The sequence below is a fragment of the uncultured Apibacter sp. genome, assembly GCF_946479295.1.
GTDB lineage: Bacteria > Bacteroidota > Bacteroidia > Flavobacteriales > Weeksellaceae > Apibacter.
The window spans coordinates 126968-143029 of sequence record NZ_CAMLFD010000003.1; the positions used below are offsets into that span (position 1 = coordinate 126968).

Below are 16062 nucleotides of genomic sequence, written 5' to 3' on the forward strand. Positions count from 1 at the left end.
TAATAAATCTTTCCGTTTTTTATTATGATAAATTGAAAAATTTATCTTATATCAGAATTAACAATAGTTGAAATTTTTCAATTTTATTAAAATTAAATTTTTTATTTACTGTTAATAAAAAAGAAAATACCTCTTAACAATTGTTTAAAGATTCGTTATTTATGCACCTATTTTTTAATATTTCATCTATAATTTTTTTTTCGAATAATATAATTTCATATATTTCACAAGCATAAAACAACTAATAAAATAAGAAAGAACTTAAATATGTCAGACACAGTAAAATTATCCTATGAAGGCAAAGAATATGAATATCCGATTGTTGAGAGTGTTATAGGGGACAGAGGTATAAATATTTCTAAACTACGAGATGAGACTGGACTTATTACTTTAGATGTTGGCTTCAAGAATACAGGTGCCACAAAGAGTAAAATTACATACCTCGATGGAGATTTAGGCCAATTATATTATCGAGGATATCCTATTGAACAAATTGCAAAAAAATCAACCTTTACAGAGGTTATGTATTTATTATTAGAAGGCGAGCTTCCAACGTTGAAACAATTAAATCAATTTGAAGCAGATATAAAAAAGAATAGCTTGGTAAGTGAAGAAATGAAACAAATTTTAAAAGCATTTCCTCGCTCTGCGCATCCAATGGGGGTATTATCAACGCTTACAAGTGCTTTAACTGCCTTCAATCCTCATGCTGTAAATGTTAAATCAGAAAGAGACTTATATAATGCATATACATTACTTTTAGGTAAATTTCCTGTTTTATGCGCCTGGACTTATCGCCTAAAACTAGGTTTACCCCTAAATTATTCCAATAATAGATTAGATTATCCACATAACTTCTATCAAATGATGTTCAGAATGCCTACTGAAGATTTAGAAATTGATGAAGTTGTGGTAGATGCCATTAATAAGCTGTTAATACTACACGCAGATCATGAGCAAAATTGTTCTGCTTCTACTGTAAGAATGGTAGGATCTGCTCAAACAGGTTTATTTGCTTCCATCTCCGCAGGAGTTTCTGCTCTTTGGGGACCATTACATGGAGGGGCAAATCAAGCGGTAATCGAAATGTTAGAAATGATTAAGAATGATGGCGGAGATCTTCAAAAATGGATTGATAAGGCTAAATCTAAAGATGACAGCTTCCGCTTAATGGGATTTGGACATCGGGTATATAGAAATTTTGATCCTAGAGCTAAAGTAATTAAAAAAGTTGCTGATGACGTATTCAGTAGATTAGGTGTTGAAGATGAAACTCTTGAAATTGCCCAAAAATTAGAAGAAGTAGCTTTAAATGATCCTTATTTCATTGAAAAGAAATTATATCCAAATGTTGATTTTTATTCAGGAATTATCTATAGAGCATTAGGCATTCCTACAGAAATGTTTACCATCATGTTTGCTTTAGGACGATTACCTGGATGGATTGCACAATGGAAAGAAATGAGAATGAATAGTGAGCCAATAAATAGACCAAGACAAATTTATATAGGTAGTCCAAAACGCGATTACGTAGATATTGAAAAAAGATAATAATATTTATTCTACAAAAATCACTAAAAAAGTTTTAGCTTATTGGCTAAAACTTTTTTATTTTTTATTACTTTTATCTTATTAATTACTTTGAACTACTTCCATGATAAAAGAAAAATTACTGCATCATATATGGCAATTTAAAAAATTTAATACTCTACATTTATATACTATAGAAGGGAAAAAAATTGATATTATTAATGTCGGTACTTATAATACGAATGCCGGACCTGATTTTTTATTTGCTAAAATAAAAATTGATTCTGTTGAATGGAATGGTAATATTGAAATTCACGTAAGATCATCTGATTGGATTAAACATAAACATGACCATAACAAAAGCTATAAAAATGTAATATTACATGTAGTATATGAGTTCGATGACAAAGATTGTAAAATTCATAACTCATCATTTCCAATCCTTGAATTGAAAACTTATATATGTGATGAAATTAAGAATAATTATACTTTTTTAAAAGAAAATTCATTCGATTTTATTCCTTGTGAAAAGTTAATCAGTAATTGTTTAGATTCAGAATTTTTAAATTTCTCTGAAAATCTGTATTTAGAAAAACTCAAAAGTAAATGTGAGCATATTTACCAAATTCTCAAACTAAAAAAGAATGATTGGGAAGCCACCCTTGGTGCTGTTTTAGCATACACATTTGGTCTAAAAATTAATGCTGAAGCTTTTGAACAGATATTTTTATCTATAGATTATAAGATCATCCGAAAGATTTCAAAAAATAAATTTAATATGGAATCCTTATTATTTGGAGTCACTCATGAATTAAACAATTATATGGATGATTATCCACAAAATTTATTCAATGAATATAAATTTATACAATCAAAATATAACATTCCAACGCAATTAATCGAAATAAAATACATGAGACTGAGACCCTTTAATTTTCCTTCTCTCAGATTATCTCAACTTGCAAATTTACTATCCATATATCAGAATTTATTTTCTTATGTAATAGGAATAAAAACAGTTCAGCAATATTATCAATTACTAGACGACGTAAAAGCTTCTATATATTGGAATGATCATTATGTATTCGATAAAAAAACAACAAAATATTTCGAAAAAAAATTATCTATATCTCAAAAAAATTTATTAATTCTTAATGCTTTTTTACCTATAAAATTTGCTTATTCTCAAAGCATTGGAAATTCCTTAGATGAAGAAATCTTTGAAATCCTTTACGAGATTGAACACGAAAATAATTCGATCATATCCAATTATAAAAATTTAGGTATTAAATGTAAGTCAGCTTTAGATTCTCAGGCATTCTTATATTTATATAATAATAAATGTTTAAAAAGACAATGCTTAAATTGTGAAATAGGATTTAGAATTTTAAAATAATATTTTTGAACTTTTTTTATTTTTAATTTTAGCCTTGTGTATTTTCTTGTATCTAACACCTTATTATTCAATAATTACAGAAATTTAAAGTTATGATATTTCTACTTATTTTTATCATTGAAAAAAGAAATAAAGACCAAATAAACAAGAGGTATCATCATTAATAAAAAATATAAAGGATTAAAATATATATAAGGATGGTTGGGAAACAAAAATACAAACCCTAGTCCACATAAAATACCAAAGATTGCTCCCCCTAAATGCGCATCATGACCAATATTACCTAATTGAGTCTTCATTCCATATAATGAATATGTCAAATAAATAATACCAAAAATCCATCCTGGAATTGAAAAAGGCAAAGGAAAAATTCCAATTGGAATTTGAGAATCTAAAATGATAGATGCAAACAAAATCCCAGACACTCCTCCAGACGCTCCTATAGCGCTATAATACGGATTATTTTTATGCATCAACAATGCTAATGTATTTCCCCCAATAATTGAGCCGAAATAAGTTAGTATAAATAAAATAGTACCGTAATTTAATACTAAACTTGAAAAGAAATAAAAGGTATACATATTAAAAAAAAGATGAGCTATATCTCCATGTAAAAAAGCAGAAACTATCATTCTATCCCATTGCTTATCTATTAAGATTGCTCTTATATTGAATTTGTATCTATCAAAAAATTCTTGATCATTAAATCCTTTGATACTGATTATACTAGTAATAACAATAATACCTATTACAATAATATTTGAATTTCCCATTTATATTAATTAAATCTTTTAATATTGACCTCAGAAAGTAATTCTTTTGAATTCTCCATGAATTCATAGAGCTCATTAGCCATCGTTGGTGCTAACATCACCCCCCTACTTCCTAATCCATTAAGAATAAACATATTTTCGTATTCAGGATGTTCTCCTAAGAGAGGTCTTCTATCAACTACTGTTGGTCGTATTCCTGCAAATTTTTTTATTATCTTATAATCTATTTTTAAAAATTTATTTAAATTAGTAATTAATTCATTTTGTCCTTCTTCAGATATTTCATCATTAATTTCACGATAATGATAGGTAGCACCCACATAATAGTAATCTTTTTCCATAGGCATAATAAAAACCTTAGATTTCACAATATCAGTAAGTTCTAATCCATTTGCATGAATAACCATAGTTTCACCTTTGACGCCTTCCATAGGAAGATAGCTAAAATAAGGATTATATTTTAAAGCATATCCATCACAAAAAACAATTTTTAAAGCTTTAATTCCTTTATAATTGTAAAATCCATTATCTTTTTTTAAAAAACTAAAATCAAAAATATCATCTATCAAACTATTATTTTTAAGTAAGAATTTTCTGAATTCTCTTAAAAGTTCTCTAACAAATATTTTACCTGACTTAAATACTTTACCCATACCGAAATCAGCTTTAATATATGGATTTATAGAATTATAAATTTCCGTATCTAAAAAAGGTTTTAAATTTTCATTTCTTTCAGACTTTTTTTTCCAGGTTTTTACTTCATCTTCATTGGCAAAGATTCTATATAAATCTGAATTATATACTAACTTAACTTTCAATAAATCTTCAAATTCTCTAAATACTTGATATAATTTTTCAATCTCAGGTTCAGCATTCCAAACGGGTGTAAACCTTTTTAATACTACAGGATTATACATTCCTGAGGATACAAATGATGCAGAATTTGAAACAATATCAATGATTTTATATGATTTATTTTCTTTATGAAGTTTGTGAGCCAAACATGAACCAGCTAATCCTTGTCCGACAATAAGGTAATCTACCATAATATTTTATAATCAAAAGTAGTGTTAATCATAAGCAAATTTAAAAAAAATCCTGAATCAAAAATTTGATTCAGGACTATATATACATTTAAAAAAAATTATCATTAGTAATTCCACATATTATTTTCTTTCTGTAGAATTTCATTTTTAATCCTATTGCTCTCTTCAAGCTGAGCTTTTGCATCACCTGGAATGTAATTTGTAATCAATCCATCTCCATATTCAGATTGAGATTTATATATAATGGAACTAAATCTTCTAGCATTTAATACATCATCATAAGTAATATATGAAGATCCATTTTTAGGATTAAACACTGTACAACTTGATAATACTTCTCTAGCTCCAGGATAAAATATCCAGAATAAATCAATCATCTCATCATCTCCTTGATAGCCTAACATGGTAGCCTCAGTTAAACCAAGCACTTGTGGATCAGGCCCCATCGGAGCGAGCCCTAACAAACGATATTTCATTTGCCCAAGTCGCTTATCAATATACCACATTCCTTTAATCTTAATCAATTTTACACTACGAGTATCAGTCTTATAATTATCCACTCCTTCAATCAAATCTTGCGCAGTAATTTCTTCACCAGATGCCCTTTTATCTTGAAGCCATTCCGATTCTCTTATAGCTTGAATCTTATTTTGGAGATTTTCTGGAGAAATCCTTGATGTGAAGTTATCATCGTCATAAACTTCAGTAATTTTCCCTGAATCTATTCCATTAAAAAGAGCATCATATAAAGAGATATAAGTTGTTGATACATCGTCGTGTGCATAATAATATGGTTGATTTAATTTTTCATTTAAATCAATAATCTCCCATACTACTTTAGACCATAGAATATCTTTATCTTCAATATATCCATAAGGTAATACAGTAGGAGCAGTAGAGATTGTATCTGTACCATTTACAATATCATACCTTTCTTCTCTCATTTCTCTTAATTCAACAGGTGATTTAGCATTTAATATATTTTGTGCGAATGCTCCTGAACATGTTAAGATTGCCAAACTAATTAGTAAAGATTTCATGTTAAAATAGTATTATTAATTTCTTTATTATTGAACATTGATAAGTATCGGTGAAATACTTTGTTGAGATATTCCTGAAGCAGTTGCAGCGATATCAAATATTAATACTTGATCTCCCGATTTTAAACCTTTAAGATAATCAGCAGCAGCTCTCAATGAATTACCAGAATATGGTCTTGCAGCCGCACCTGGTCTTTTCAATTTGAATCCTGTTACATTAAATGTAACCGGGAATTCGAAATCCGGTATAGCAGCAGATACAGTTTGATTAGGTACAGAGCTACCTGGCATACTTACAACATTTGCTCCACGTATAGTTCCTTGTGCTTTTGGTACATTTTTAATTCTAAACCCTACAGTAGTAGAAACTGTTTTTCCTGAAGATGTTTTTCCTGAAATTGTAAATGATGTCGTTGTGCCTGATCCGGCTTTATAAATCCACCCTTTACCAGATTTTGATAGACTACCATTAGATGTGGTCATACTTATTGTTGATGCATCTACACCGGTAACCGAACCACTCATTGGATTATCAACTCCCCTATAAACAACATTCATTTTATCTGCAACAACTGTACCGCCTGTCGGTAAATCCTTAACAACATCTTGAACAACTTCGTAAGTTTCATTAAATTTTTCAGTTTTTATCCCTCCTGGAGTTTGATAAGATATATTTCCTGATAAACTTTGTTTTCCTATACCCGAAGCTACCATATTAACAACCGCTTTTCCACCTGATAAAGGAATATTACGTCCGTTTAATGTAATTGATCCTTTAAGAGTGTTATCATAGGCTCCAAAACCGATTACAACATTGAATTTTTCTCCTGCTCTAACGAATTTTGGAGCGGATACTATAGGTACAAATGCTTTCAATTCTATTTCATCTTCAAGTTTATTAGCTAATAAATCTCTAACCCTATTTCCTTCTTCCGTTCTAATATTAGATTCTAATCTTGTTAGATTTGTTAGTGCAGAAATCATAGGTTGATCATAAAATTGATTTACAACCCAAGGTTTATTTTGTTTATCTGAAAAATCGAACAATTGCTCAATTCTCATTTTTGCATTTTCTCCTGCTCCTTGAAGTATAAATTTTGTAAAGTTTTGAACTTTCGTAATCATCTCTTGTACCTCCTTAGTTGGAGTATTATCATTAACAAAGAATACTTTATTAACTACATCTGTATTTTGAAGAGAATTATAGTTTGTTTCTTCTCCCGCGGAAGGAGGTCTATAGTCAGCTATTTCTGTAAGATTCTTTTTAACATTTTGAATCGCGTCTATAGCTTCTTTTGCTTGATTTTTTACTTCATCGGACTTTTTAGCTATTTCCTCATATCCTTCTTTTCCTTCAGCTTTTTTAGCCTCTATCTGTTCGTAAAAGGTTTTATTATTTTCATCAGTTAATTTTGTGGATAATTGCAAGGATTCATTAATTCCTTCAAAAGAACGCAAAATTTCTCTATCCACATTCATTGCCAGCATTGATATAAACACTAAATACATTAGGTTTATCATCTTCTGGCGTGGTGTCTGTTTTCCTGCTGCCATTTTTACTTATTTAATTTTTAATTTAAAATTATTAAGCTTTCATGGCATTAAGCATACCACCATATACTTTGTTTAAATTATTTAGATTTGCTGTTAATTCAGCTAATTGTAGTTGGAATGTATGTGAATACTCTCCAGCTTTTGATAAATCATCAACAAATTTTTGATTTGCTTCAGTATAAATTTTACCATTATCTAATTGTAACTGATACAATGCATTTAGGCGTTCCAAATGTGAAGAAGCTATACTTAACTGATTTTTGTATTTTTCTGTAACTGAACTTGCTTCCACTGTTTTGTTTATGCCTTCAACAGCATTACCAAAGTTTTCAATTCCTCCGCGGAGTCTTTCTAGTAATCCTGCATCTAATTTAGCTTGAGAAAGCATTTCATCTAATTTATTAGATAATGAGATTTCTGCTTCTTGCATTTGCGGCTGCGGCTTTGATTTTTTTCCTGCCGGTGCACCATTTAATAATTCAGGATATGCTTTTTCCCATTCATATTCTGCTGGAGGTGGATCGAATGCAAATACTACAAATATAAATGCTTCTACAATTAATCCTATTGCAAGTATAGTACTTCCTGTAATAGGCCCTAATCCCCAGTGATTAATTTTAAATAATGCTCCAACGATAACTACTGCTGCACCCAATGAGTACACCATATTTAATACCTTATCCTTCGTTTTTGTTTTCAATGCCATCTTTTTAAATTTAATTATTTATATTTAATATTTATTTATTTTATAATTATATTTTATCTTACCGGAGCTTGTTTTTTTATAGGTGGAAATTTTCCTTTAGCTCCTTCCGGTATGGTTTGAACTCTTCTGAATCCAATAAAACTTCTCGCAGAATCTTTATGTTCCCAATCTCTTTCGTTAACCATTAACATGTATCCGATATCTTTCCATGAACCGCCTTTAATAACTTTTCTCGGGTCTTCAATTCTGTTACCTAAATAAGGATTTAATGTGGATGATATAATATAGGAGCTATTGTTATAAGCTGAAATGGTCCATTCAGATACATTACCTGCCATATCATAAAGACCGAATCCATTTTTAAGAAAAGATTTTACAGGAGCTGTATATAAGAATCCATTCTCACTTTCCATATAATCACCTCGCTTAGGTTTAAAGTTAGCCAAATAACAGCCTCTATCGTCAATTAGATAAGGGCCTCCCCAAGGATAAGGAGCATTTTCAAGACCACCTCTTGCTGCGTATTCCCATTCCACTTCTGAAGGTAGTCTATAGGGAAATATTTTATCAAGTTTTCTTTTTCTACTTTGATTAAAATCGTTTTTAGATTTTGTACTATAAGCACAGAAAGCTCTTGCCTGATCCCAAGTTACACCTACGACAGGATATTTAGAGTAGGCCTTATGCCAGAAATATTGCTCAAATAAGGGTTCATTAAATGAATAATTAAAATCTCTTAACCAAACAGTAGTATCAGGATAAATAGCTATCTCTTCTCTTTTTAAGAAATCTTCACCTCTTCCTTTATTTTTCACAGCTTCAAGTTGGTCTATCCAGGTAAATTGATAAATTAACTTTCTTGGATCAATAACTCTTTCGTAGTTAAATCTTTCTTCAGGTGGGTAATATAAAGATTCCAATACTTCTGCATAGGCAACGTCAGGATATCGTGAGGTATTCCATTCTAATGGAACCGACCAATCCAATTTTTTAGATTCATCGTAACCATCTCTTCCTCCCTGCTCTTCTAACATCTGTTGATATGCAGTTTGTTCTTTTTCTGATTTTTTATTTAAATATGAATATTTTCCAATTCCTTCTCCTCCTTCTTCACCTCCTCTTTCTGCTAAAAGTGAACGAACAATTGAATCTCTAACATATTTAACAAACACTCTATATTCTGCATTTGTTACTTCTGTGTCATCCATATAAAAGGCTGAAACTGTAACGGTAGTTAAAGGCGCTTTAGTATTTGTTCCTGTGAAATCCATATCTGACTGTCCTAAAACAAAAGCTCCACCTGGAATAGGGACCATACCATAAGGTTTTTTATTATTCCATTGCTGACCTTTTTCCGTAATTACAACCTCTCCTTTAACTCCCGGCTTTCCTGCTTTACCTTTCCTGGTCGATTTACAAGAAATTATTGTTGTTGCTGCCAATAAGAGTAATAATATTTTTCTCATTATAACCAAAATATTTCTTTTTAAAAATTGTAAAACTACTATTTTTTTATTTTATTTAAAAATTTTTTTGTCACTTAAATAAAATTAGAGGTATTTTAATCTTCTCATCTTTTTATAAAAATTTTTTAAAGGTTTTCCAATAGCGTTCTGGAACATTTCCTTCTAAAGCATCTTTATAATCATTCAACGAGCAAGGAACTAAAAAAACCGCATTTCCATCGCCTTCAATATCTATAGATAACCACCATTTATCAACATACTTATCTTTTAAAAAAACCAGTTCTTTATCTTCATGTATGACTGTATATTTGATATATTCATCATTCTCATAATACTCTTGCTGATTTTTACCATCAATGAGATACCATAGCATTTGTGAAACTAACTTTTCATTCATTTTATTGTATGAATATCCTAAAAAATTATAAATACCGATTATTTTAATTTGCTTGGACAAGCCTACATACCTTGATATACTGCATATTTCTCTATTCGTAAATCCATTTACCGTACTTCCGGTTGAAAGAGTTCCATCATAGGATTCTACCGAATCTAAATTAATTCCTACAAAGTCGGAACTTCTAAAGACCGGTTCTGAATCTTTTATATTACTAGCAATATTTCCTAAACGTATTCCCTCAAAATCAAGGGTATTGAATTTTTTTAATGTGGATTGAGATACATAGTAACTTTGATAGCCTATATTGGTAAAATTGAACAACAAATTTACATCTTCCACTATCATCTTAGATAGATAATTTTTATCGGTTAATTTTCCCTTCGCATTTTCAATTTCAATTTTAGTATCAACCGCAGTATAATTTAAAGGTTTATTTAGTATGGAAAGTGCTTTATAAACAGTATAATTCAATCCCATATTTCCTCCTAAAACTATGGGTTGAACTTTCATTTCCAATAATTCTTCCAAGACCTTTCTTAAAGCAAAATCTGTATCTTCCCATTCATCTCCTGGTATGATATCGCCTAAATCATATAATTTTATATTCCAGTCATTCCATATTAATCGATAGAACTCTTCACGTATCAATCGTATGTTAGAAAATTCTTTACTATGTCCGGTTCCCCTTAAATCAGGGCAACCGATAATTACTATACTGTTCTCTTCTAATTTATCATCCCAGTAGAATTGTATCTTACTTCCTACAGAATCAGGCAGCCCATATAACAGAGATTCATCTACCGGATGCAAAAAATGCCGTAATGCCTCCACTTATTTCTTTTTTGTTTTGCTTTTTGCCTTAGCTTTACTTCCTGTTTCTGAGATAATTTTTTTAACATCTTCAAGAGTTAATTTATCTACTTCAACCTCTTTAGGTATTTTAAAGTTTTCTTTCCCTTGTTTTATATAAGGTCCCCATCTTCCATTTAAAATCTCTATGATAGGATCTTCGGTTTCAAAAGCTTTAATAAATTTATTCTTATCAGCCTCTCTTTTAGCTTCTATTAATTCTATCGCCCTATCTAATGTTATGGTAGCAATTTCGTCTCCTTCTTTAGGTTTGAGAGAAAAAAATTTGCTATTATGTTTTACATAGGGTCCGAATCTGCCTGTATTTACTTCCACTTTTTTATCTTCATAATCTCCTAAATACCTTGGAAGCTCAAATAATTTAAGTGCTTCTTCTAAAGTAATTGAATTTATATGTTGCCCTTTCATTAAACCGGCAAACTTCGGTTTTTCTTCCTCTTCTGTTTCTCCCATCTGAATCATTGGTCCAAATCTTCCAATTCGTGCATAAATATTTTTTCCGCTTATCGGATCTTGTCCCAGCAATCTTTCTCCAGTAGCTCTTTCGGCTGTTTCTTTAACCTCTTCTACATGCGGATGAAAGTCACTATAAAATCCGGATAGCATCTCTTTCCAATTCTCATTTCCGCCTGCAATATTATCAAAGTCTTCTTCTACTTTTGCGGTAAAACCATAATCTAGAATGGTGGGAAAATGTTCAGTTAAAAACTCATTCACTACCAATCCAATATCGGTAGGCATAAGTTTTCTTCGATCTCCTCCGTAATTTTCCACTTCTATTTTTTCTTTAATATTATCATTTTTTAATAATATTTTCTTTACTTCTCTTTGCTTAGGATCTAAATCTCTTATTTCAACATATTGTCTTTTCTGAATGGTGGAAATTGTAGGTGCATAGGTAGAAGGACGACCAATACCCAGTTCTTCTAATTTTCTTACTAAAGATGCTTCGTTATATCTTGGTGCAGGTCTGCTGAATTTTTCTTCTCCTATGATTTGTGATAATTGTACTATCTCACCTTTTTCCACTTTCGGCAATAGACCTTCATTATCCTCTTCTGGGGAGTCTTCATCTTTTTGGATCTGATAAACTTTTAAAAATCCGTCAAAAATAATTACTTCGCCTTTTGTAATAAATTTTTCTTTTAAATCTGAAGCGGATATATCTACAATGGTTCTTTCTAATCTTGCATCAGACATTTGTGAAGCTAAAGTTCTTCTCCATATTAAATGATATAATTTTTTTTGAGAATCATCTGCCCCTGCCTCCTGCATAGATAAATTTGTTGGTCGTATGGCTTCGTGAGCTTCTTGTGCTGATTTATTTTTAGTGGTATATTGACGTGTGTGTAAATATTCGTTACCAAAATTTTTCACAATAACACTTTTAGCTGAATTAATTGCTTCTTCGGATAAATTTACACTATCGGTTCTCATATATGTAATGTATCCCGATTCGTATAGTTGTTGAGCAATCATCATAGTCCTACTTACTGAGAATCCTAACTTTGAGGCTTCCTGTTGTAAGGTAGATGTTGTAAAAGGAGCTGATGGACTTCTTTTACTTGGACGAGTTTCAACATTGGAAATGGAAAATATTTTTCCTTTTGCTCTTTGTATAAAATCTAATGCTTGCGAATAATCAGCAAAATCTGTGTTTAATTTACTTTTTAATAAATTTTTTGATTTGTTATAAAAATCTGCCTCTACTTTATAAATGGGAACCGGAATAAATTTCTCAATTTCCTTTTCTCTTTCACAAATTAAACGAACTGCTACGGATTGGACCCTGCCTGCAGATAAACCTGCTTTTACTTTAGACCATAGAATAGGTGACATTTCAAACCCTACTAATCTGTCTAATACTCTCCTAGCTTGTTGCGCATTTACTAAATTAATATCAATGGTTCTGGGATTTTGAATGGCTTTTTGAATGGCATTTTGGGTTATTTCATGAAAAACTATTCTTTTAGTATTTTCAGATTTTAAATTTAATTCATTAAATAAATGCCAGGCAATGGCTTCTCCTTCACGGTCTTCATCGGAAGCCAACCAAACTGTATCCGCTTTTTTTGCTAAAGATTTAAGTTTCTTCACGACTTCTTTTTTATCCGTGGAAACCTGGTATATAGGTTCTAAGGTTTTCATATCTATCCCCATATCCTTTTTAGCCAGATCTGTTATATGACCATAACTTGATTCAACTTCAAAATCTTTTCCTAAAAATTTTTTTATTGTTTTGGCCTTTGCAGGCGATTCAACAATTACCAGATTCATATGAATAATTTTTCGCGAAATTAGAAATTTTTTACCAATATTATAATTAATGTTTCCTTTTTTATTTTCTAATATGCAATTTTTCCCATCTATAAATGTTTAATTTTCATAGTATTGCAGTTTATTAGATTGAATTTGCACATTCATATTTACCATTTTAGCTAATTTTATGAAATCATTTAGTTTTTTCCTAATTTATGTACACTTTTACTATTTTTTGCTATATTTTTTCGTTAGTTTTTTATTATCGAATAGTGTAATATTTTTAGATAAAATTCTATTCTATATTTTGCATGACATCCGACTCAAAAATATATATTCCTTTTAAGCCCTTTTGAGCTTCTATATACATAGCTTTTGCTACTTGTGTTGCCAAGATAGGTCTGTATTTTTTTAATTTCCCTAATAATAAAAATGAAAATATAGATAAAAATATTTCGCTTATTTTTTCTTTAAGTCGAAGTTCATTTCGATGACCTTTTAAAATCGATGGCCTAAAAATGAAAGTTCCATGAAAAAACAACTCTTTGATTTTATCCTCTAATTGCCCTTTAGTTTTAATGTAATAATTACCTGATTCTGAGTTAGCCCCAATTGAAGATATTAATAAAAAATTTTTCACCTTATTGGTTTTAGCTATTTGAGCAAATTGCAATGGATAATTAAAGTCAACCTTTTTAAAGTTTTCAATAGTATGAGCTTTTTTTAATGTTGTTCCTAAACAACAAAAGAAATCATCTCCTGTAATTAAATCTTTGTAGGATTCAATTAAATCAAAATCAATTTGGTAGCAAATTAGTTTTTGATGTTTAATTTCAATATTTTTTCTAGCTAGAAGAATTACTTTCGTATAATTTGAACTTTTTAAGAGATAATTTAATAAACTACTACCTACTAATCCGGTTGCTCCTATTATTATTGCCGTTTTATTCAACTTGATAATGTATTTGATTTATACTTAAATTAGTATAAAATTTTATTTATAAAGATAAAAAAAAGCTATTAAGGCGTTTCTTAAAAGCTTTTTTAAAAATGTAATTCTTTCTAGTTAATTTATATTGAATATTTTAATATCCGAAAAGTTTAGTATTAAGCGCTTGTAAAGCTTCTTTTTTATTTACACTATCTATTACTACAGAAATATTATGTTCACTTCCTCCATATGAAATCATATGCAAAGGTATGTCTTTTAGGGCATCGAGAATTTTAACTGCATACCCTGCTTCATTTTTAGCAATATTTCCTACTATTGCGATAATTGTTTGATCTTTTTCAACTTCAACATTGGCAATCTCATTTAATTCTTTTAAGATATTATCCAAGTTCGATGAATTGTCTATAGTCAAAGAAACGGCCACCTCCGAAGTTGTAATCATATCAATTGAGGTTTTGTACTTATCGAATATCTCAAATATGGTTTTAAGAAATCCATAAGCTAATAGCATTCTAACGCTTTTAATGGTGATAGCGTAAATACCATCTTTTGCCGCTACGGCACGAATACCTTCAGGTGTATTTATATTACCTATTAAAGTACCTTTAGCCTCAGGCTGCATTGTATTTTTTAAGGCTACGGGTATTCCTCTTTTTTGTGCCGGAAGGATGCATGTTGGATGCAAAATTTTTGCTCCAAAATAAGCTAATTCTGCTGCTTCTTCAAAACTTAATTCGCTTATTGGATGGGTTTTGTCAACAAATCGTGGATCATTATTATGCATTCCATCTATATCTGTCCAGATTTGTATTTCTTCTGCGTCTATAGCTGCTCCGATTATGCAAGCCGTATAATCACTTCCTCCTCTCTGTAAATTATCAATGTCTCCTTGGGCATTTCTACATATGTATCCTTGAGTAATGAAATAATTTATATCTGGATATTTTTTAAGTTCTTCTTTAATATGTTCTTCGATATAAGGAAAATCAGGCTCCCCATCTTTGTTTATTCTCATAAAGTCTAAGGCTGGAAGAAGTAGAGTCTTCTCTCCTATTTCACTCATATAGAAATGAAACATATATGTACTAAGAAGTTCTCCTTGTGCTAAAATTATTTTTTCTTCCTTCGAAGTAAATAAAGGAAATTTTAAAAATGAAGATAAATAACCAAAATATTCATCTAGTAGTTCATTACCTTTTTTTAAGATAGTTTCATTCTTATATAAGTCTTTTACTTCGTTTCTATATTTATTTTCCAGAGTGTCTATAAGTTCTTTTGCCTTTTGTATATTTTTCTCATATAATGCTTGAGAAATTTCCACTAAGGAATTTGTAGTACCACTCATTGCTGATAAAACAACTATTTTAGGTTTTTTCCCTTTAGTTAATTCAGCCAAATTCTTAATACGTTCGGCACTTCCTACACTTGTGCCTCCAAATTTTAATAGTAACATTTTTATCTTATTAAAGGAGAGATACAAAAATACATATTTTATGAGTTATTTGATATTTTTATATAAAAAAGATTCCATTTATTACTATTATCACTTCATAGCTTCTACTATTTTAAAATTATGTTCCTAAAATTGAGGTAAGTGTTAAATTCAAAATATTATTCTAGCCTTACTAATATTAATAAAAAAGGAAGCTTAATAATAAGCTTCCATGGCATTTGTTGATATACTCCATTAGTCTTTATCTTTAGATACGTCTCTTATTTTCCGTTTGGTTTCTGTAGTCAAATCATCAACCTTATCTCCTATTTTATCGCTCCAGTCTTCAACCTTATCTCCTACTTTACTAAAAAAAGAAGTAACTGTATCTTTAAAATGTTCATATTTTCCTTTAAAAAACTTTTCCCAATCAACATGAATATTTTCATTATCCATATAGTCTTTTATAATATGTAAGGATTTTATAGCTTGTTCTTCACTTAATCCTACCTCTTTTTGAAGTTTTTCAATAATATTATTTTCCATGCCATAGGTTTTAATTACTTTTTAGTATAAAATAAACAAAAATGATTCCAAATATGTTGTCATAATAAAAACTTTAATTAAAATTAGATTTA

At 29.8% G+C, this 16062-nt stretch carries 13 protein-coding genes; 2 read left to right on the forward strand and 11 right to left on the reverse strand.

What is annotated here, in order from left to right; genetic code table 11:
• Positions 1-267 precede the first annotated feature (267 nt).
• The gene (locus tag Q0T35_RS04220; protein WP_293917482.1) at positions 268-1551 is read left to right on the forward strand and encodes a citrate synthase; all 1284 of its coding nucleotides are present in this window, start codon (positions 268-270) and stop codon (positions 1549-1551) included.
• Positions 1552-1654: 103 nt separating this feature from the next.
• Positions 1655-2926 (forward strand): DUF2851 family protein, encoded by a 1272-nt coding sequence (locus Q0T35_RS04225; protein WP_295841079.1) that lies wholly within the window; start codon positions 1655-1657, stop codon positions 2924-2926.
• Positions 2927-3027: 101 nt separating this feature from the next.
• On the opposite strand, the gene Q0T35_RS04230 is transcribed toward Q0T35_RS04225, so the two are convergent.
• The 11 genes from Q0T35_RS04230 to Q0T35_RS04280 form a co-directional block, all read right to left on the reverse strand.
• On the reverse strand, positions 3028-3699 hold the full coding sequence (locus Q0T35_RS04230) for a rhomboid family intramembrane serine protease (protein ID WP_295841080.1): 672 nt from the start codon (positions 3697-3699) through the stop codon (positions 3028-3030).
• A 5-nt stretch (positions 3700-3704) separates the two neighbouring features.
• A complete protein-coding gene (locus tag Q0T35_RS04235) occupies positions 3705-4745 on the reverse strand; it encodes an FAD-dependent oxidoreductase (RefSeq protein WP_293917476.1) in 1041 nt (346 codons plus the stop codon).
• Positions 4746-4849: 104 nt separating this feature from the next.
• Positions 4850-5785 (reverse strand): gliding motility protein GldN, encoded by a 936-nt coding sequence (gldN, locus tag Q0T35_RS04240; RefSeq protein WP_293917474.1) that lies wholly within the window; start codon positions 5783-5785, stop codon positions 4850-4852.
• A 27-nt stretch (positions 5786-5812) separates the two neighbouring features.
• Positions 5813-7339 (reverse strand): gliding motility protein GldM, encoded by a 1527-nt coding sequence (gldM, locus tag Q0T35_RS04245; protein ID WP_293917472.1) that lies wholly within the window; start codon positions 7337-7339, stop codon positions 5813-5815.
• Positions 7340-7370: 31 nt separating this feature from the next.
• Entirely contained in the window at positions 7371-8045 is a 675-nt protein-coding gene (gene gldL, locus Q0T35_RS04250; protein WP_293917469.1) for a gliding motility protein GldL, read from the reverse strand.
• Between the two features lie 53 nt (positions 8046-8098).
• Positions 8099-9511, reverse strand: coding sequence for a gliding motility lipoprotein GldK (gene gldK, locus Q0T35_RS04255; RefSeq protein ID WP_293917468.1), 1413 nt, complete (start codon positions 9509-9511; stop codon positions 8099-8101).
• A gap of 112 nt (positions 9512-9623) precedes the next feature.
• Entirely contained in the window at positions 9624-10742 is a 1119-nt protein-coding gene (locus Q0T35_RS04260; protein WP_295841081.1) for a hypothetical protein, read from the reverse strand.
• Positions 10743-13058: a type I DNA topoisomerase gene (topA, locus tag Q0T35_RS04265; protein ID WP_366937725.1), complete on the reverse strand. Its 2316-nt coding sequence runs from the start codon at positions 13056-13058 to the stop codon at positions 10743-10745.
• A gap of 277 nt (positions 13059-13335) precedes the next feature.
• The gene (locus Q0T35_RS04270; RefSeq protein WP_295841083.1) at positions 13336-13992 is read right to left on the reverse strand and encodes an NAD(P)H-binding protein; all 657 of its coding nucleotides are present in this window, start codon (positions 13990-13992) and stop codon (positions 13336-13338) included.
• Positions 13993-14125: 133 nt separating this feature from the next.
• Positions 14126-15445 carry an aspartate kinase gene (locus Q0T35_RS04275; RefSeq protein ID WP_295841084.1) on the reverse strand — a complete coding sequence of 440 codons (1320 nt, stop codon included), beginning with the start codon at positions 15443-15445 and terminating at the stop codon, positions 14126-14128.
• A gap of 234 nt (positions 15446-15679) precedes the next feature.
• A complete protein-coding gene (locus Q0T35_RS04280) occupies positions 15680-15970 on the reverse strand; it encodes a hypothetical protein (RefSeq protein ID WP_295841087.1) in 291 nt (96 codons plus the stop codon).
• Between the last annotated feature and the right edge of the window lie 92 nt (positions 15971-16062).